General features: G+C 67.0%; 17 protein-coding genes and 1 tRNA gene. 8 read left to right on the forward strand and 10 right to left on the reverse strand.

What is annotated here, in order from left to right; all coding sequences use genetic code 11:
• Positions 1–125 precede the first annotated feature (125 nt).
• Together A5708_RS18535 and A5708_RS18540 are read left to right on the forward strand one after the other, a co-directional pair.
• Positions 126–1,355, forward strand: coding sequence for a cytochrome P450 (locus tag A5708_RS18535; protein WP_065030006.1), 1,230 nt, complete (start codon positions 126–128; stop codon positions 1,353–1,355).
• A gap of 104 nt (positions 1,356–1,459) precedes the next feature.
• Complete coding sequence (locus tag A5708_RS18540) at positions 1,460–2,815, forward strand: hypothetical protein (RefSeq protein WP_065030007.1); 1,356 nt, start codon at positions 1,460–1,462, stop codon at positions 2,813–2,815.
• 13 nt (positions 2,816–2,828) lie between these two features.
• Here the strand turns inward: A5708_RS18540 and A5708_RS18545 are convergent, their stop codons facing one another.
• Positions 2,829–4,127, reverse strand: coding sequence for an NRAMP family divalent metal transporter (locus A5708_RS18545; protein ID WP_065030008.1), 1,299 nt, complete (start codon positions 4,125–4,127; stop codon positions 2,829–2,831).
• A gap of 506 nt (positions 4,128–4,633) precedes the next feature.
• Here A5708_RS18545 and A5708_RS18550 point away from each other — a divergent pair.
• The gene (locus A5708_RS18550) at positions 4,634–4,987 is read left to right on the forward strand and encodes a hypothetical protein (RefSeq protein WP_155766066.1); all 354 of its coding nucleotides are present in this window, start codon (positions 4,634–4,636) and stop codon (positions 4,985–4,987) included.
• Positions 4,988–5,098: 111 nt separating this feature from the next.
• Here the strand turns inward: A5708_RS18550 and A5708_RS18555 are convergent, their stop codons facing one another.
• Together A5708_RS18555 and A5708_RS18560 are read right to left on the reverse strand one after the other, a co-directional pair.
• On the reverse strand, positions 5,099–5,959 hold the full coding sequence (locus A5708_RS18555) for an LLM class flavin-dependent oxidoreductase (RefSeq protein ID WP_065030010.1): 861 nt from the start codon (positions 5,957–5,959) through the stop codon (positions 5,099–5,101).
• Between the two features lie 12 nt (positions 5,960–5,971).
• Positions 5,972–6,721: an SDR family oxidoreductase gene (locus tag A5708_RS18560; RefSeq protein ID WP_065030011.1), complete on the reverse strand. Its 750-nt coding sequence runs from the start codon at positions 6,719–6,721 to the stop codon at positions 5,972–5,974.
• Between the two features lie 99 nt (positions 6,722–6,820).
• On the opposite strand from A5708_RS18560, the gene A5708_RS18565 reads away from it, so the two are divergent.
• Positions 6,821–7,828 (forward strand): Lrp/AsnC family transcriptional regulator, encoded by a 1,008-nt coding sequence (locus tag A5708_RS18565; RefSeq protein WP_065030012.1) that lies wholly within the window; start codon positions 6,821–6,823, stop codon positions 7,826–7,828.
• On the opposite strand, the gene A5708_RS26920 is transcribed toward A5708_RS18565, so the two are convergent.
• Both A5708_RS26920 and A5708_RS18570 read right to left on the reverse strand, forming a co-directional pair.
• The gene (locus tag A5708_RS26920; RefSeq protein ID WP_155766067.1) at positions 7,825–8,001 is read right to left on the reverse strand and encodes a hypothetical protein; all 177 of its coding nucleotides are present in this window, start codon (positions 7,999–8,001) and stop codon (positions 7,825–7,827) included. The genes A5708_RS18565 and A5708_RS26920 overlap by 4 nt on opposite strands.
• Positions 8,002–8,058: 57 nt before the next feature.
• Positions 8,059–8,559, reverse strand: coding sequence for a hypothetical protein (locus A5708_RS18570; RefSeq protein ID WP_065030013.1), 501 nt, complete (start codon positions 8,557–8,559; stop codon positions 8,059–8,061).
• A gap of 114 nt (positions 8,560–8,673) precedes the next feature.
• Here A5708_RS18570 and A5708_RS18575 point away from each other — a divergent pair, with 114 nt between their 5' ends.
• Positions 8,674–9,630, forward strand: coding sequence for a DMT family transporter (locus A5708_RS18575; protein ID WP_065030014.1), 957 nt, complete (start codon positions 8,674–8,676; stop codon positions 9,628–9,630).
• A 20-nt stretch (positions 9,631–9,650) separates the two neighbouring features.
• Here the strand turns inward: A5708_RS18575 and A5708_RS18580 are convergent, their stop codons facing one another.
• A complete protein-coding gene (locus A5708_RS18580; protein WP_065030015.1) occupies positions 9,651–10,124 on the reverse strand; it encodes an LppA family lipoprotein in 474 nt (157 codons plus the stop codon).
• A 104-nt stretch (positions 10,125–10,228) separates the two neighbouring features.
• A complete protein-coding gene (locus A5708_RS18585; RefSeq protein ID WP_065030016.1) occupies positions 10,229–12,169 on the reverse strand; it encodes an alpha/beta hydrolase in 1,941 nt (646 codons plus the stop codon).
• Positions 12,170–12,473: 304 nt separating this feature from the next.
• On the opposite strand from A5708_RS18585, the gene A5708_RS18590 reads away from it, so the two are divergent.
• A complete protein-coding gene (locus tag A5708_RS18590) occupies positions 12,474–13,496 on the forward strand; it encodes a methyltransferase (protein ID WP_065030017.1) in 1,023 nt (340 codons plus the stop codon).
• A 42-nt stretch (positions 13,497–13,538) separates the two neighbouring features.
• Here the strand turns inward: A5708_RS18590 and A5708_RS18595 are convergent.
• A tRNA-Tyr gene (locus tag A5708_RS18595) sits at positions 13,539–13,622 on the reverse strand.
• Positions 13,623–13,691: 69 nt separating this feature from the next.
• On the opposite strand from A5708_RS18595, the gene A5708_RS18600 reads away from it, so the two are divergent.
• Positions 13,692–14,183 carry a YajQ family cyclic di-GMP-binding protein gene (locus A5708_RS18600; RefSeq protein ID WP_065030018.1) on the forward strand — a complete coding sequence of 164 codons (492 nt, stop codon included), beginning with the start codon at positions 13,692–13,694 and terminating at the stop codon, positions 14,181–14,183.
• 93 nt (positions 14,184–14,276) lie between these two features.
• A complete protein-coding gene (locus tag A5708_RS18605; RefSeq protein ID WP_065030019.1) occupies positions 14,277–15,788 on the forward strand; it encodes a flavin-containing monooxygenase in 1,512 nt (503 codons plus the stop codon).
• Here the strand turns inward: A5708_RS18605 and A5708_RS18610 are convergent.
• Complete coding sequence (locus tag A5708_RS18610; protein ID WP_065030020.1) at positions 15,785–16,969, reverse strand: PPE family protein; 1,185 nt, start codon at positions 16,967–16,969, stop codon at positions 15,785–15,787. The genes A5708_RS18605 and A5708_RS18610 overlap by 4 nt on opposite strands.
• Positions 16,970–16,984: 15 nt before the next feature.
• Positions 16,985–17,287, reverse strand: coding sequence for a PE family protein (locus A5708_RS18615; RefSeq protein WP_065030021.1), 303 nt, complete (start codon positions 17,285–17,287; stop codon positions 16,985–16,987).
• Between the last annotated feature and the right edge of the window lie 350 nt (positions 17,288–17,637).

Here is a 17,637-nt window from a genome sequence, read left to right on the forward strand (position 1 = left end):
TGCATTTTCCCTCGCGTGTATGGCGCTCGCGCCGAGTGCTGGGCGATATCGTTGACACTCCCCTGGGGCGGCCATACATTGTTTGAAAGTCGTCCGCAGCCTTCTGCGGAACCAAGGAGACCGTCATGACCGTCGGTGCCGCTCCCCCAAGCGTTTTCGAGGCTGACCTGCCGACGCTTTGCTACGACCCCGAGGAAACACCCGCGCAGGTCTATCCGCGGCTGCGGGAGGCGCAGCGCCAGGCCCCCGTCGCGATGGGACCCCACGGGCCCGAGGTGCTCTCCTACCGCCTGGTCCGTTCCGTCCTTCGCGATCCCCGATTCCAGATTCCGCCCGGCATCAACCTGCTCGCCCAGGGCATCGACTCGGGCCCGCTGTGGGACAAGGTCGCCAACAGCCTGCTGTGCCTGGAGGGCGACGCGCACCATCGACTGCGCAGCCTGTGCTCCAAGGCGTTCACCCCGCGAACGGTCGCCCGCCTGCACGACACCATGACCGGCGTGATGAACGAGCTGGTCGATCAGGTGGCCGGCGCGGGCCAGTGCGACGTCGTCACCGACATCGCGCGCCCCTACCCCGTGCCGATCATCTGTGCGCTGCTCGGCGCACCCCGCGAGGATTGGCAACAGTTCTCGTTGTGGGCCGACGACGTGTTCAAAGCCTTCAGCTTCACCGTCGACCTCCGCGCGGTCGAGCCGGTCGTGATGCGCGCGTGGCGCGAGCTCGACGACTACGTCGACGAGATGGTCGAGCGCCGCCGGCACAGTTTGACCGACGACCTGCTTTCCGACCTGATTCGCGCCGGGGACGAGGGCGACCGCCTGGATGCCGCCGAGCTGCGCATGCTGGCCGGCGGCCTGCTGCTGGCGGGGACGGACACCACCCGCAACCAGGTGGCCGCCTCGGTGCAGGTGCTGTGCGAACACCCGGAGCAGTGGGAGCTGCTGCGGCGGCGGCCCGAGCTGGCGATGCGTGCCGTCGAGGAGACCATGCGGCACTCGCCGATCGCGTGCGGAACCCTGCGCCTGGTGGTCGAAGATGCCGAGCTCGACGGCTACTCGTTCCCCGCCGGCACCGCGGTGTTGATGAATACCTTTGCGGCCAACCGCGATCCGGCGGTGTATGACGACCCCGACCGGGTCGACATCACCCGCGATGCAGCACCACCGATCCTGACCTTCGGCGGCGGCGTGCATTACTGCCTGGGCGCCAACCTGGCCAGGCGGGAGATCGCCGAAGCGCTGAACGTCCTGGCGAACCGGCTGCGGAACCCGCGCATGGCCGGGCCGGCGCCGTGGAAGCCGATGGTGAGCCTGAGCGGGCCGAAGAGCCTGCCCATCGAGTTCGACCGGTAGGTATCCCCGGCTCCTCATGTGACAATGCCGCCAAGTGCCCGAGTCGCGGTCGCATCGGGGCGGCTTTACGCTCCTTGGTTACACGAACTTAACGGGGGTTTTCAATGCGTGCAGCCTGGGTGCATGCGATGCGGCACCGCCTGTTCAGGCGTGTCGCGGTCGCGTCGGTCGGCTGCCTGGCCGTCGCGTCCTGTTCGGAGACCGCGGCGCCACCGGCGCTCACCCCCACCACGTCGACATCGGTCTCGAAAACCAGCGCCCACGCGGCTCCCCCGCCCGCCCCGGTCACCGGCCCGCTGGAGAAGGATTGGAAAAGCTACGGCGGAACGGCGTACTTCGGTTGCCCGGAGAAGTTCTCGGCCGGCAAAACGGCGCTCGAGGACATCCGGCCGAAGATCTTCGACCCGAAGACCGGGCAATACGTCGCGCCCGCCATCCCCGCGATCCCGGCCGGGCAGAACCTCACCGGCGGCCTCTGCGCGCTGACCGGCACCGCCGACGACATGAAGGTCGTGTACGTCGTCACGACCGTCAAGCCGGCGCAGGCCCCGTCCCCCGAAGTCACCACGACCACCGGCTACGTGTTCGATTCCAAGTCGGGTCAGCAGGTGGCCGCCAAGGAGCTGCAGCCGCCCGCCCCCGACCTGAAGCCGGCCGCGCCGAAGGATTGGGGGCTGGCGTCGACGGCCTCGGGTGTGGCGTGGCTCAACGCCTTCACCGACGGCCACGGCGCCGCATCGCCGCCGCGCACCGTGGTCCTGTCCGGCGGCGACCTGTCGATGATGTGGAACGACCCGCAGCCCGGCCGGGTCTGGCAGGACGTTCTGGCGTTCCAGCGCAACACCGAACCTGGCAAGACATCCGGCGCCGAACTGCGCCGGCCCAGCGGGGAAGCGATCTACCAGGACAACGACGTGCAATCCGTCGACGCCGAATTAACCGACGGCCCAAACAAACTGGTGAAGATCACGCACTGGGATTCGTACAACCCCCCGGTGCTGTCGACGATGTTCTACGATCTCAACGCCAAGTCCATCATCAAGATCGGCGATTCCGACCGGATCTCCGGCGGCGGGCTGACCGCGGCGCTGTCCGATGGAAAACTGTTCGTCGACGGCCACGCCTCGGACACCTCCCAATTCGGCTTCGGCGTGTGGAACCTGCGTAGCCAGCAGTGGGACCTCCAGAAGAGCCGAGACGACGCCAACAAGATGTCGATCGCCAAGCTGACGTTTTTCGAAGACCACCTCTACATCACCGGCACCGGCGGGACATTCTCCGTAATCGCCTTGCCCGCAACCGATCCCGTCGCACCGAACTGGTCGCTACGCCCCTTCGAGCGGATCTCGGGATGGACCCTGGTGTGCCGCGGCGAGACCGCGCCGGGGTCCAACGGCGAGTGCAAGGAGATCGTCATGGTGCAAGACCAGGACGGCCACTACCCCGGGCCCTGGTTCTGAGGTCGGCTCGCGCTCAGAACAAGCCGAGCGCCTGCGGGGCCATGTAGAGGCCGAAGCCGATGGTCACGAAACACAATGCGCGGGTGAGGTGTTTGTGCAGACCCCGCATGCGCCACTGCTCGGGCAGCGCCCTGGCCTCCAGCGCCAGCAGCAGGCCCAGCACGATCGGCAGCAGCAGCGCGTTCATCACCTCGACGTCGACGGCCAGGTTGACCAGGTCGACGCTGGCCAGCACCAGCACCGCGCCCACGATGTGGGCGAGCCCGTAGGTGAGGTAGAACTTGGCGGTGGCGCGGTTGGGCCGCTCGTTGAGCGTGTGCTTCCAGCCGAACACCTCGGCGAGCCCCCATGCACCGGCCAGCGAGGCGACGATCGCGGCCACCAGCGCCGCCCCCAGCATGCCCAGGCCGAACAGCACCGTCCCGCCGACGCGGCCCAGGTAGGGGGTCAGCGATTGGGCGATCTGGCCGACCGTCTCCAGCTCCGCCCCGCCACCGTGCTTGCCGATCGTGGAGGCCATGGTGATCACCACCGCGATCATGATCAGCTGGGTCAGCACCGCGCCGAACGCGGTGTCGTAGCGAGCCTGGCGAATCGTGCTCTCCGACAACCGCTTATCGACCACCGCGCCCTGCTGGTAGAAGATCATCCACGGCATGATGACCGCGCCGACGTTGGCCGCGACCAAGAGCAGATACGACGAGTTGCCCAGCGGCATCGACGACAGGCCGTCCGCCAGCGCCTTCGGATCCGGCCGGGCCATCACCATGGCAACCAGGAACGCCAGTTCGGCCGCGCCGACGACGAGGCCGATGCGCTCGACGCGCCGGTAGCTGCCGGTCAGCGCCAGCGCCAGCAGCGCGACGGTCGCGACCGGAATGCTCACCCATCGCGAGACGCCGAACAGCTCACCGACTCCGGCCACGCCGGCGAATTCCGTCAGCAACGCCCCGATCGCCGAGGCGAACAGGGTGAACGCCGAGACCCAGGCCCAGCCGCGCCCGAACCGCTCACGGATCAACGAGCCGTGGCCGCGCTTGGTGACGATGCCCAGCCGGACGGTCATCTCCTGCACGACGTAGAGGACCGGCATCAAGATGAGCTGCGGCAGCACCATCCGGTAGCCCCATTGGGCACCGGACTGCGACGCGGTGATCAGCGATCCGGCGTCGGTGTCGGCCAGCATCACCACCAGCCCCGGACCCCACACCGACACCAGTCCCCACCGCAGCCAGCGGCCGCGCGTTCGCAGTGACACCGGTGGTCGATCGTCGAATTCGCCCGTCACCGGCTGCGTGGTTGTCTCGGTCACCCCTGGTTACCCCTCTAGTACGACTGCGTTCGTGCAATCCGATCCGACCCGAGGATAACTAAGGGTGGCCTAACCGCGGGCATTTTTCCGGCCGTCAGCATTCCGCCGCATCGGTTGGCCCTTCGTGTGGCGGATCTGCTCACGCATGGTTGGGACATCGCGTCGGCCACCGCATACCCCTGCACCTGCCACAGGATCTATGCGACGAGGCCCTGACCTTCGCCCAGAGCCGCTCAGCGGCCCTACAACGCGGCCTCTCGCACAAGAACTCGTTGACCGCCTAGCGGCGGAATCGGATACAGGGATCACCGGTACACGACTCCGAGTTGTAATATGCTGTCTCCCAGCGTATTTAGCAGCACCGCAATGTTCGGATAGTTGTCAGGCCTCGAGGCGTCAGGGCACCGTACGCAGCCAGACCCACCGAGCCGCACCTCCGAGTCGTCCGGTGAAACGTAGAAGTAGAGGGATAAGGTGGGCAACCGGTGACGGTCATCATCTCCCGCGTGGCCAACGCGCTGATCGTCGATGCCGACGTGACCGCACCTTCCGCTTTGGTTAATAGACGTATCCTGGACCGTTACCGGCGCCGCTACGGTGGCCTGTGGGTCGGTGGCCGACTCACCTGTACCGATACCGACGTACGGTTCCACGCCAATGCCCTCAACCGCTCAATCCAGTCGGGACGGCTGGACATCGTCATCGCCCTCCGCTCGATCGAGTCGGTCGAAGTACTGCCGGGTGTCCTCACCAAGATCATCGCGATACGCGCCGGTGACCGGGTGACCAAGATCCGTTGCTTCGGCGCGGCGAAGGTTGCCAACCAGATCCGCGCTGCAGCATCGTCGGCGGGCGCCTGAGTTGATTTCGGTCAGGCCTTGCGGCCAGGCCGGACAGCAAGAGCACGGGCGGATCGCCCGAATCCCCATACGTCTCGTAGTACAGCGAGATGCCCTGTGTTTCAGAGAAGGTCATGACAGAACCGCCTCGGCTAGGCGGTCGATCTGATCGATCTCGGCGACGCACGGGTGGAACATGAGTCCGTCGAAGCCCAGGTCGCGGTAGGCGCGCACGGTCCGGGCCGCCTCGTTGGCCGAGCTGAGCATGTCGGCTGCGTTGAGCGCGGCGTAGTCAGGCTTGAATCCGTAGTAGCGGTGCAGGTGGGCACGACCGGCAGCGACGGTGCCGGCATCACCGAAGGCGAAGTTGACACTGGCCTGAAGCCGCGGGCGCTCTGCACGGCCCGCCTCTGTCCATGCCGCGCGCACCCGGTCGGCGAGAGCAGCCTGGTTGGCGTAGTCGCGCAACGCTCCTGCGGTCCAGCCGTCACCGATCGTGGCCGCGCGGCGGATTGTCGCGTCCGCTCGGCCACCGAACAGGATGGGAATCCGCACCGCCGCTGGGGTCAACGGCTTGTCGCCCGTAACGGTTTGGCCTGCACACGTGTCGCGCAACACGGCCACGGTCTCGTCGAGGATGCGCCCGCGCCGCCGATAGTCCACGCCGACGGCGGCGTAGTCGTCGGATCGGCTCCCGACACCGAGGCCGAGGGTGAGCCGCCCACCAGATGCGTCGGCGAGGGTGGCGACTTGCTTGCTCAGCGCCGCCGCGGGGTACAGCGGAGCCAGCACCACGTTGGTCATCAGCCCGATGTCTGTGGTTGCGCCCGCGGCCACAGCCATCGCGACGACCGAGTCGAGGCTTTCGTAGACGAGCCGGTCTATCGCGGCGAGTTCGGCGAAGCCCCGCTGTTCGGCTCGGCGCGCCCACTCGGCGGTCAACGGCCCCGGCGTGTGCGCGATGTGGCTGGGCAGTCCGATTCCGATGTGCATGGTGATCGCTCCCTACGAGTTGATTGCCGTGAAGACGTCGTCGTAGTGGCCGTCGCGGGCGGCGAATCGCACCAGTTGAGCGGCATCGACCACGATCTCTGCAGCGTGAGGTTGACTGTGCAACAGCGAAATCGTCTCGGCAACAAAGGAATTCAACGACATCGCGCCCGGCCCGCCGCCCTGCTGGGCGAGCATGTCGGTCTCGACCCGCGGCGGGATGATCTCGATGACCTGGACCGGAGTGTGCCGCAATTGGTGGCGAAGCGACTGGGTGTAGGCGTGCAGGCCCGCCTTGGACGCTGAGTAAGTCGGCACGACCGCTCTGGGGACGAACGCCAAAGCGGAGGTGATGTTGGCGATTGCGGCGCGCGGTTGCAACAGCAGGGTGGGTAGCAGTGCTGCGGTGAGCCGGATCGGGCCCAACAGATTGACCGCAACGGTCTGCTCGGCGATTTCGGCTGGGGAGGCATCGCCGGTCGACAGGTCCTCGGTGCGCATGACCCCCGCGTTGTTCACCAGGATGTTCAGATCCGGGTAGCTGCCGGTCAGTTCGATGGCCAACTGGTTGATGCTGTCCGCCTCCGTCAGGTCCAAGTGACGGTATGCGATGCCCGGGTTGGCGGCGGCGACGGCTTCCAGCACGTCGCGACGGCGCCCCGCAATCACAACCTGGTTGCCCGCCCGATGCAGGGCTTCGGCCAGTCCGCGACCGATCCCGCTGCCACCGCCGGTGACCAAAACGGTGTTGCCTGTCAGCTCCATGGTCCCAAGCCTCACAGCGTCACCGCCGAAATTGCGATCGTTGCGGCGAATTCGGTGAGAAATCCTCATCTGAACCGGATCTAGCGCATACTTTTCTTTGTGCTCGACGAGTTGGACGCGCAGATTCTGCATGCCTTGCAGTTGGCTCCGCGCGTGCCGTTTCGCCGGATCGCCGCCGTCGTCGAGGCCACCGAGCAGACGGTGGCGCGGCGCTACCATCGACTGCGCCGCGACGGCGTGGTGCGCGTTGTCGGCCTGGAGAACCGGTGGGTCGACGGCGAAGGGAGTTGGGTGTGCCGGATGCGCGCCGCACCCGAACGCATACAGAAGCTGGCCGACGCCCTGGTGCGCCGACCAGATGTGTCCCACGCCAACGTGCTGGCGGGATGGACTGATCTGGTCTGCGTCATCCGTGCACCGGTGGGTGACACTCGTGACGATCTCCTGCACCTGCTACCGCGAACAACATCGGTCACCGACATCACCATTGATCTGCTGCTGCATTCGTTCGGGCGGCCCGAAAGCGCGCCGTGGACCGGCTACGGCCACACGCTCACCGATCGGCAAGCCGCAGAGATCCTGGCTGAGCGGACCGGCCCGGTGTCAAGCGCTCCACAGTGCTTGCCCACCGCCGAAGACCGCCCGATCTTCGAGGCGCTCGCCGAGGACGGCCGGACGTCACAACCGAAACTCGCCGCACGCGCCGGCTGGTCGGTGGCCCGAGTCGGCCGGCGAATCGCGGCGCTGGAAGCCTGCGGCGCGCTGCTCTACGATGTCGACCTCTTACCGGAACGGCTCGGCCACCGGCTCAGCGCGATGCTGTGGCTCACGTTGGCGCCCAGCGACATCCACCGCGTGGGCGAGCGTATCGCGGCGCACCACCACATCGCATTCGCCGGCGCCGTCAGTGGGACCAAAAACCTGGTGGCGATTGTCATCTGTCGGGACATCGACGATCTGTATTGGTACCTCAGCGAGCAACTGGGACAGATCGAGGAAATCCTCAGCTACGAGGTCAACATCCGCACTCAGCGCCTCAAGCAACACGGATCGCTTGTGGCCCAAGGAAGGTTGATCAACCCCCGCCCGATTCGCAATGTGCGCTAAGCCATTGATTCGCCCTCGGCCCGGCGCGGTTGCGCGAACTGGTTGGCAAACCAGGAGATGGCGTGAGTTTGTTCAAAAAGCGGCATGGTCAACAGCGCACCGGGACGGCTCGTGCTGATCGCCTCGATCGCGGCCGCCGGCCCGCTGCTCGGCGCTGCGCTCGCCACGCTCACATCGAAACCTGGTGCCAGCAACGCTGATTGATTACCCGTCGCTCACCTCTCAGGGATTCAATCACCTTCACTGGCAACGTGTTTCGTCCTGATAGCGGCGAGCGCGGCGCAGACCACCAGCACGGCGGTTGCCGCCGCCTCGGCGAGCAGTGCGCCGGAGTTCACGAACTCGCGGTCCGCCAGCCCGGATGCCCCCATCTCGTGCTTGGTGCCGTCGACCAGCAACGCCGGGTACAGCCAGCACAGGACGGCGGTGACGAATGCGACCGCAGCACAGCCGCACGCGGCGAGGCCGAGCCACCGCGCTCGCGATCCGGCCAGCAACGTGGCGGCGGCCGCGATCGCGGCGATCAACACGATCCAACCCGGCGTGCTGTTCACCATGCCGCTGAGCAAGGGGCCGTAGTGATCGGCATCCTCGCCGTCGTATATGCCGAGGCCGTTCCACCGGATGGGAAAACCCAAGTGGCTCAGGTCGATCCAGGGCAGCAGTGTCAGCGCCGCTGACGCGATGGCCGCGACGACCCCCGCTATGGTGAATACCTTGCTACGCAGCATGTTTCCTTTCGATCATCGGGAAGAACTTCCCGTCGGCCACCAAGCGTAAGGCGGGACGGGTCGGCCCCGAAAGAGCGGGTTAACCCCGCCGAGGTCAGGGGTACCCCTCAGGGCATGGGGTGGGCGACGACGCACGCGGTTGCGATCTTCTCGGCTTTGCTTTCCGCGTTCTGGGCTGCGGTGGGAATCGTGGTCCGCCAGCGGGCCACCCAGCGCGTTCCGGGTGATGAGGCCATGTCCGCGGCGATGGCGACAACGCTGGCCCGCCAGCCGCTGTGGTGGACGGGGACCTTTGCCGCGGTCGCCGGCTACGTGTTTCAGGCCGTGGCGCTGGCGCACGGGTCGCTGCTGCTCGTCCAGCCGCTGCTGGTGTCGTCGCTGCTGTTCGCGCTGCCGCTGAGCGCGGCGCTGTGCCACCAGCGCATCAGTCGGGTCCAGTGGGGCTGGGCGATGCTGCTGACGGCCGCGCTGGCGGTCTTCCTGCTGGTGGGCCAGCCCCGCGAGGGCCACAGCCGCCCCCCGATTCCGGCGTGGACGCTGGCGCTGGCGATCACCGTGCCGTCGGTGATCGCCTGCGTCATCGCGGCCCACCGCGCCGCGGGCCGGGTGCGGGCCTCGCTGCTGGGCGTCGCGGTGGCGATCCTGCTCGGCATGATCGCGGTCGTCACGAAGGTCTGCACCCACCGCTACTCGGTCGGCGGATGGCATGCGCTCATGACCGTCCCCGCCCCGTATGTGCTGGTGGCGCTGGCGGTGACCGTGACCGTGGTGCAGAACTCCGCGTTCCACGCCGGCGCGCTGCAGGCGTCGGTACCGATCATGCTGGTGGGTGAACCGGTGGTCGCCGTGCTGCTCGGGGTTGTCGTGCTCGGCGAGCACCTCGCGGTGGGCGACGTGACGGCGCTCGTCCTCGGCGTCGCGGTAGCGGCGATGGTGGCGGCCACCGTCGCCCTGGGCCGCAGCCAGGCCATCGACAACGCCGAGGTCCCGGAAGAGGAACCCCGCATGAGCCCGGACGAGGCCACCCTGGCGGCCATCGGCGCGAGCGGCCGGCGCGATCACCTCGACTGAGGCCCGATATGGCCCGGTAGTTATTTCTTGTCGCGCGGCAGCCGACAGCCGGTGTAACCGGACACGACGAGGTTGCCTCGGTAGCCGACCTTGATGAAGATTCCGGCGGGGCCGTAGAAACCGACGTCGTGGTTGCCGGGGTTGTCGTGCATGACCTGCATGTCGGTGGCGTCCAGCTTGGCGGCCGCCTGTTTGGCGGTCTCCTGGATGCTCGCCCACTGCTGCTCGGAGACCGCGACGTTGGCGGCCACCTCGTCGGGCAGGAAGTAGCCCCGTCCGTCGGTCTGATCGTAGGGCCGTTCGCAGCCCAGGCCCGAACCCTCGTGCGGCGTTTCCCAGGTGATCGAGGGTAGCAATTTGCTTGTCGCCGAGGTGATTTCGTTCATCGCGGCCTGAACCTGGGTTTGGGTGTCCTCGAACGACGGCAGGGATTTCAGCGTTGCCAGCGCCTTAGTTGCGTCGGTGGGCGGAGTGGGGTTGTGGGGCTGATTCACGTGGCATCCTGTTGCGGCTAGTGCGGTGGCGGCCAGGACGGCGGCTGCGGCCAAGATCAGCCCGTGGCGCCACCGGCTCGGGGTGCTCGTTATTCGGTTGTTCGTCACTTCTGCGGAACCGCCTGATCTCCCAGTCCGGCCAGCACGGCCGCGATGTTGTAGTTGGTCGTCCTGGTGCCGCCGCCGTCGGGGAAGCGGGGGTAGTCGCTGTGCCCGTGGGCGTCACCCAGGTTGAGGGTGCCACCGTGGCCGTCGGGCACCGCGGCGGCCCCGGTCGCAAGGTGAGTGAAGTTGGGGTTGGTGGCTGGATTCGGTCCGAAGTGGCCGGCGCCGGTGGCGTCGGCCGCGCCCAGGACGGTTTCGGCCAGGGTGCTCAACGGCGGCGGCAGGAACGGGGCGACCGTGTGGGCGATGGCCGGGCCGTCGTAGGTCCACTGGATCGGGTCGTCGGGGGTTTCCATGGTGAACACGTGGCCGGGCTGCAGGTGGAGCTGCTGCGGCGTGGACGCTTCGATGCCGGGGGATCCGTAGAACAGTGCCCGCGAGACGCCGTGGTCGCCAGGTTCCTGCAGGGCCAGGCCGGTGGTCAGGGAACCGTAGGAGTGGCCGATCGCGGTGAGATCGGCGGGGCCGCCGTGGTGGGCGGCCTGTATCCCGTCGTAAAAGCCGGCCAGGTCGTGCGCCCCGGCCCTGGCGATGTCGTCGTGGCTGACACCCCAGCCGCCGGCCAGCGACTTGCCGAGGTCGTCGAAGCCGGGGACCTGCGGCGGGTCGTACCCGATCCAGGCGATCGCCGAGACGGTGTCGTGTTCGTGGCCGGGAGCCAGGCTCAGCTGTCGCAGCGCTTCGCTTCTGAGCCGGGTCGCCTCGTCCGACATGCTGCCGATGGCACCGTGCACCGTGGTGTTGAGGCCCGGCACGGTGACCGACACGTGGGTGGCCGTGTCGGGATCACCGACCGCGATCGCGGCGCGGGCCTGCTTGCCGGTTTTGGTGTCCAGCAGCATGAGTTTCCGATCCGGGCTCATCTTGACGGCCTTGTCGACGGCCTGCAGGTCGGGCAGGTATTCGGCCCCGTTGCGGGCGGCGTCGTATTGGCGTTGCCACGCCTCGTACGCCAGGCGATCGTCGAAGATCGCCCCCGGCTCGTTGGGCGGTGGAATGTTCTTGCCCTGCGCCCAATCCGGATGCTGGGTCTTGAGCGCGTCGGCCTGGGCGGCGGCGGCCTGGGCGCCGTTCAACTCGGCCGCCAGAGTGAGCCGGTTGTAATGATCCCGGTCCACCGCGGGCATCCCATTGTGGTTGCCGATGTACGGATTGTGTTGGTACTCCCCGTCTTTCTGCGCCGGTGTGAGCGAACTCCACACCTGCGCGAATTGCTTGGGGTCATCGGGCAGCGCGGGCAACGGCGACAGCGGCCCCTCCACGGCCTGGATCGCCGCTGGGTCGTAGCCGTCGCCGTGCAGGGCTCCGAGGGCGTTCTGCAGCGTGTTCGAGTAGCCGTCGCGCGTCGTCTGCAGCTGACCCAGCGCGGCTTTGGTCTCGCGGACGGCGTCGTCCTCACACCTGGCGATGAGCGCTTCGAGCGCGTCGATGTCGGCCGCCGTAAGGTCCTCGTCGTCCTCCATCTCGTCGGCTTCGCCGATCAGATCGTCGAGCTCCTGCAGCCGGGCCTCCAAGGCGGCGATCTGTGCTGCCGCGGCCTTTTGCGCCTCGGCCAGGCTTGCGGCGATGTTTTCCAGGTCCGCCCCGATCTTGGGCAGCTGCAACGACTGCGCCCCAAGCGATTTGGTCACCCGCTGCACCTCGTCGGAGTCGTTGATCGGATGGCCGCCGTCCTGGTGATTCCACGCGGCTTCGAAGCGGGCGCGGGCCTGCTCGAACGCGTTGTTGGTCTCCGCCGTGCATCGCCCCGCGCGCAGAAACGCCCCGGCCAGATTGGAGATCTGCAGCGGGCTGCCGGCTTGCAGGCTTCGGTTGATCGCCCACGGGTCGCCACCGGCTGCGGCGATCAGCGCCGGGATGCTGAGGTAGCGAAGTTGCATGAGCCCGTCAGCCGCTCACCTGACCGACACGCATCGCCAACCCTCCCACGCTCGGGAAAAGGTTACCGCCGCAGACCCGCGAATCAATTCAGCGAGGCGCGTTGCTGACGACGAGGCCGCGGTCAGTCGTTTGCGATAGACGAGAAACGACACCAGCCCTTGGCTTTCAGGCTCAATATGAGAGCAGGATCGAGCGCGAAGACTCGCCGCTGAAAGGAGAACGATGCCGCCCAGTTCACCAACATCGACCCCAAAGCTGCCGCCCGCCCGGGTGGCTCGCGCAGTCGAACGAGTCCGTCATCACGTGGGGCGTCTGTACCAGCGACTGGCACCTCCGCCGATTACGGTCATCGACATCATCTTTGGAGCCTTTCTGTCGCAGGCTATCTCGGCGTCGGCGCAGCTAGGCATCGCCGACGCGCTCGCCGCGGGCCCGTTGACCAAAGAGGATTTGGCGCGGCGCATCGGAGCCGACCCGGACAGCGTGGGGCGGCTGATGCGGTTGCTGATCAGCCGCGGCGTGTTCCGCAGGCGCCGCGACGGTCGTTTCGCACTCAACGCGCTGGCCGACACGTTGCGCACCGATTCGCCTATCTCGACACGTGGGGTCGCCTTGCTTTACGGCTCGCCGCAACACCGGGCGAACTGGACGAGGCTGGCCGAGGCGGTGCGCACCGGAGAGCCGACCCCCCGAAAAGTGTTCGGAAAGGACTTGTTCGACTATCTCCGCGACGACCCCGAGTTCGCGGAGATCTTCAACAGCGCCATGACGTCCACGTCCGCGGTGTTGGAGGCGGCGGTTGTCGCGGCATACGACTTCAGCAACTTCGGAGTCATCGCCGATATCGGTGGCGGCCACGGCCGGCTGCTGTCATCCCTTCTCGCCGCCGCCCCCAATGCCCGCGGCGTGCTGTTCGACCTCCCCGAGGCAGTCGAGGGAGCGCCGCCGATGTTGGCCGCGCACGGTGTCGCCGACCGAGTCACGGTGACGGGCGGATCGTTCTTCGACAGCGTGCCGTCCGCTGACGCCTATGTGATGAAGAACGTCATCCACGACTGGCCCGACGAGAAAGCGATCGCGATCCTCAGCACCATCAAAGCCGCGGCCCCTCCGGGTGCCAAACTGCTGCTGCTGGAGATGGTGGTCCCGGATCACGACCGCGAATACCTCGGCCACTACGCCGATATGGAGATGCTGGTGCTGGCGGGTGCACTGGAGCGCAGCCACAAGCAGTGGACCGACCTACTCCGGCGTGGCGGCTTCCGGCTGCAGCGCGTGGTACAGACGGCAGGGCCGCTCTGCATCATCGAAGCCGCGCCTGGCTAGCAGATGCCCTCGAGCCGACGGGGCAAACAACCCGTGAGCTGTTGGTGGCAGGTACAGGATTCGAACCTGTGAAGCTTTCGCGACGGATTTACAGTCCGCTCCCATTGGCCGCTCGGGCAACCTGCCGCCAGACAGGTTACAACGAGCGAGTAGACAAAGCACAAACGCCTACCACCGAGTGAAGGGACGGAACGCATGGCGGACTCATCGTTCGACATCGTCAGCAAAGTGGATCGCCAGGAGGTCGACAACGCGCTCAACCAGGCGGCCAAGGAGTTAGCCACCCGATTCGACTTCCGCGGAACCGACACCTCGATCGCCTGGAAGGGCGACGAGGCTATCGAGCTGACGTCGTCCACCGAGGAACGCGTCAAGGCGGCCGTCGACGTCTTCAAGGAGAAGCTGATCCGCCGCGACATCTCGATGAAGGCCTTCGACGCCGGCGATCCGCAGGCCTCCGGCAAGACTTACAAGATCAGCGGCACCCTCAAGCAGGGCATCAGCAGCGAGAACGCCAAGAAGATCACCAAGCTGATCCGCGACGACGGCCCCAAGTCCGTGAAGACTCAGATCCAGGGCGACGAAATCCGGGTCACCAGCAAGAAGCGTGACGATCTGCAGGCCGTCCAGGCGCTGCTCAAGCAGGCCGACCTGGAGGTCGCGCTACAGTTCGTCAACTACCGCTGACCGGCGCAAGACGCCCTAGCGCGGATTCGCGCGTTACTGGCCCGACCAGTCTCTAGGCTAGTGGCGAGTCCCACAATTTGAGCGAGGTTCACGATGACCGTGACTCCCCAGGAAGCCGCCGATAGCGGTGCGGCCGAGGCCGGATATTCCGACGTGATCATCGTCGGTGCCGGCATCTCCGGCATCGACGCGGCCTACCGGATCACCGAGCGCAATCCGCACATGACGTACACCGTCCTGGAACGGCGCGCGCAGATCGGCGGGACGTGGGACCTGTTCCGCTACCCCGGGGTGCGCTCCGACAGCAGCATCTTCACGCTGTCCTTCCCGTTCGAGCCGTGGACCCGCAGAGAGGGCGTCGCCGACGGCGTGCACATCCGCGAGTACCTGGCCGCCACCGCGCACAAGTACGGCATCGACCGGCACATCCGGTTCAACAGTTACGTGCGCTCGGCCGACTGGGACTCCGCCACCGACACCTGGACGGTCACCGTCGAGCAGGATGGCGCACGCAAGCTGTACCGCGGGCGCTTCCTGTTCTTCGGCAGCGGCTACTACAACTACGACGAGGGCTACACCCCCGAATTCCCCGGCATCGAGCAATTCAAGGGCACCGTGGTGCACCCGCAGCACTGGCCCGAGGATTTGGACTACACCGGCAAGAGGGTCGTGGTGATCGGCAGCGGGGCGACCGCGGTCACGCTGCTGCCGTCGTTGTCGGACCGCGCCGCGAAGGTCACCATGCTGCAGCGCTCGCCGACCTACCTCATCTCGGCGTCCAAGTACGGCGCCGTCGCCGCGATTTCTCGAAAGCTGTTGCCCCGCAAGCCCGCTCATCTCGTCATCCGTATGTACAGCGCGCTGACCGAGGCGGTGTTCTTCGCGTTGTCGCGCAAGGCACCGGGGCTGGTGCGATGGCTGCTGCGGCGCAAGGCGATCAGCAGCCTACCCGCCGGCTACGACGTCGACACCCATTTCAAGCCGCGCTACAACCCGTGGGACCAGCGGATGTGCCTGATCCCCGACGCCGACCTGTACAACGCCATCACCGCGGGCGGCGCCGAGGTGGTCACCGACCATATCGACCATTTCGACGCGACCGGCATCGCGCTGAAGTCCGGCGGGCACCTCGACGCCGACATCATCGTCACCGCCACCGGGCTGCAACTGCAGGCGCTGGGCGGGGCCGCGATCAGCCTGGACGGCACCGACATCAAGACCAGCGACCGCTTCGTCTACAAAGCGCACATGCTCGAAGACGTGCCGAACCTGTTCTGGTGTGTGGGCTACACCAACGCGTCGTGGACACTGCGCGCCGACATCACCGCCCGCGCCACGGCAAAGCTGATGGAACACATGGCCTCTCACGGCTTTACCCATGCCGCCCCGCATCGCGGCAACGAGCCGATGACCGAGAAGCCGTCGTGGGACATCAACGCCGGCTACGTGTTGCGCTCGGTGCACATGCTGCCGAAGTCGGGCACCAAGCGGCCGTGGAACGTGCGGCAGAACTATCTGGCCGACGCCCTCGACTACCGGTTCGACCGGATCGAGGAGGCGATGGTGTTCGGCCGCGTCGACGACCGGGCACCGCTGGCCGGCTAGCCCGCCGCCGGCGGGCGGGCCATCACCGACGGCTTGAAACCGTAGGTCGGAAGGTTGCGCCAACTCCCTTGTCCGACCATCGGACCGAACGGCGCCATCGGCATGGGGTGCACCCCGTCCGCGGCGTGCGGCACCGCGGCCGTCAGCGTCGCGACCCCCGGATTGGTGACGGCGGTGACCGGCGCCCAGCTGGGCGGGACGGACAGCGCGCCCAGCGGAATCGCGCGCCCCGCGCCCGCCGCCACCGACCCGGCGTTGCCCAGGCCGGCTCCCGCCGCGCCCAGCGCATTGGCGCCGTTGCCCGCCGCCTGCGCCGCCGACGAGGCCGCGGGGGCCAAAGCCTTGCCGAAGGTGCTCATGGCCGTGATCCCGTTGCTGATCTGCCCGAAGGACTGCGCGGTCTGAACGCCGACCTGTCCCGACGAGACGTACGGGACAATGTATTTCGAGTACATCGATGCCATGTCGTCGAACGGGGTGTTCTCCGCGATCCATTCATCGATCGGCTTGAGGTTGCCGAAGGTGGGCTGAGCCAGCGTCTGCAAGTTCTCCGGAACCGCATCGGTCGCGTTCGCCGCTACGTCTTGCGCACCGGTGTGACCCGAATTGCCAACGGCTTTCGCGACCGCCTCGGCCTGCTCGGCGGACGCGGCGGGGTTGGTCACCTCCTGGGGCTCAGCAAAGTCGACCAACTGCGTCGCCGCCGCCGCGGACCCCGCATAGCCGTACATCGCCGCGGCGTCTTGTGCCCACATCTCGAAGTACGCCGCCTCCACGGTTGCGATCGCTGCGGTGTTCTGCCCCAAGACATTCGACGCGATCAGCGACGCCAGCAGCGCGCGGTTGGCCGCGATCACCGGCGGGGGCACCGTCAGCGTGAACGCCGTCTCGTAGGCGGCCGCGGCCATCGTCGCCTGGCTGGACGCCAGTTCGGCGTTGCCTGCGCTGGTGTGTAACCACGTCACACACGGGGTGCTCGCCGCCGCCAGGGCCAGCGCCGACGGACCCAACCAGGGTCCACTGGTCAGCGCGGAGATGACGGATTGAAAGGAGGCCGCGCTGACGTGCAGCTGTGCGGCCAGCTCATCCCAGCCTGCGGCGGCCGCCAACAACGAACCCGCGCCCGGGCCCGCATACAGGCGTCCCGAGTTGATCTCCGGCGGCAATAGCGCGTAGTCCACGTCGCTGCCTCCGTCCTAAAGCGCCGACGCCGTGGAATTCGCGGCCTCGGTGGCCGCATAGCTTCCCGCGCTTTGCGCCAAGGTGGCCGCCAGCAGCTCGTGCACCGCGAGGGCGCGGGCGGCCAGCGCCTGGAACCGAGCCGCGTGGGCGGCGAACTGTGCCGCCGTCAACACGGACACCTCGTCGACGGCCGCCGGCACGACACCGGTCGTCGGGAGGGCCGCGGCCGCATTGCCGACTTTGAGCGACGCGGTGATCGACTGCAGATTGCTCGCCGCCGCCGACAGCTTGTCTGGATGGACAGTTACGAAAGACATCCCGTTTTCCCTTCAGTTCGTGTTCGGATGCCGCGAAACGCTAAACGACGATTTGACGAATTCAGCGGTAACGAATTGTTCGAATGGCCCGTGAGCTCTCCTTTTCGGCAATACTCATGCTGATTTTTACCCGAACGCCATTTCGGACCGTCTGTCCACCGCCGGTTGTCTCGTGGCTGAACAGCGGCTTTGGGGCCGGTTACTCGGTGACGGGCGCCCGAGCCGATTTCTTGTAGAAAACAAATTGCTGCCGGGAAATAATTATGAATTTCGCATGGGCTATAAACGCGCCACGGCATTTCCCCGCGGTCGCCGGCCGGCCGAACGCAAATGTTGTCACCGATATATAT

The organism is Mycobacterium colombiense (assembly GCF_001672755.1).
Lineage (GTDB): Bacteria > Actinomycetota > Actinomycetes > Mycobacteriales > Mycobacteriaceae > Mycobacterium > Mycobacterium colombiense_C.

Coding starts and splice junctions, on each gene's coding strand:
- A5708_RS18615 (WP_065030021.1), bottom strand. CDS start 17,287: ATGTCTTTCGTAACTGTCCATCCAGACAAGCTGTCGGCGGCGGCGAGC.
- A5708_RS18575 (WP_065030014.1), top strand. CDS start 8,674: ATGGGGTGGGCGACGACGCACGCGGTTGCGATCTTCTCGGCTTTGCTT.
- A5708_RS18605 (WP_065030019.1), top strand. CDS start 14,277: ATGACCGTGACTCCCCAGGAAGCCGCCGATAGCGGTGCGGCCGAGGCC.
- A5708_RS18585 (WP_065030016.1), bottom strand. CDS start 12,169: ATGCAACTTCGCTACCTCAGCATCCCGGCGCTGATCGCCGCAGCCGGT.
- A5708_RS18555 (WP_065030010.1), bottom strand. CDS start 5,959: ATGCACATCGGAATCGGACTGCCCAGCCACATCGCGCACACGCCGGGG.
- A5708_RS18570 (WP_065030013.1), bottom strand. CDS start 8,559: ATGCTGCGTAGCAAGGTATTCACCATAGCGGGGGTCGTCGCGGCCATC.
- A5708_RS18535 (WP_065030006.1), top strand. CDS start 126: ATGACCGTCGGTGCCGCTCCCCCAAGCGTTTTCGAGGCTGACCTGCCG.
- A5708_RS18540 (WP_065030007.1), top strand. CDS start 1,460: ATGCGTGCAGCCTGGGTGCATGCGATGCGGCACCGCCTGTTCAGGCGT.
- A5708_RS18560 (WP_065030011.1), bottom strand. CDS start 6,721: ATGGAGCTGACAGGCAACACCGTTTTGGTCACCGGCGGTGGCAGCGGG.
- A5708_RS18600 (WP_065030018.1), top strand. CDS start 13,692: ATGGCGGACTCATCGTTCGACATCGTCAGCAAAGTGGATCGCCAGGAG.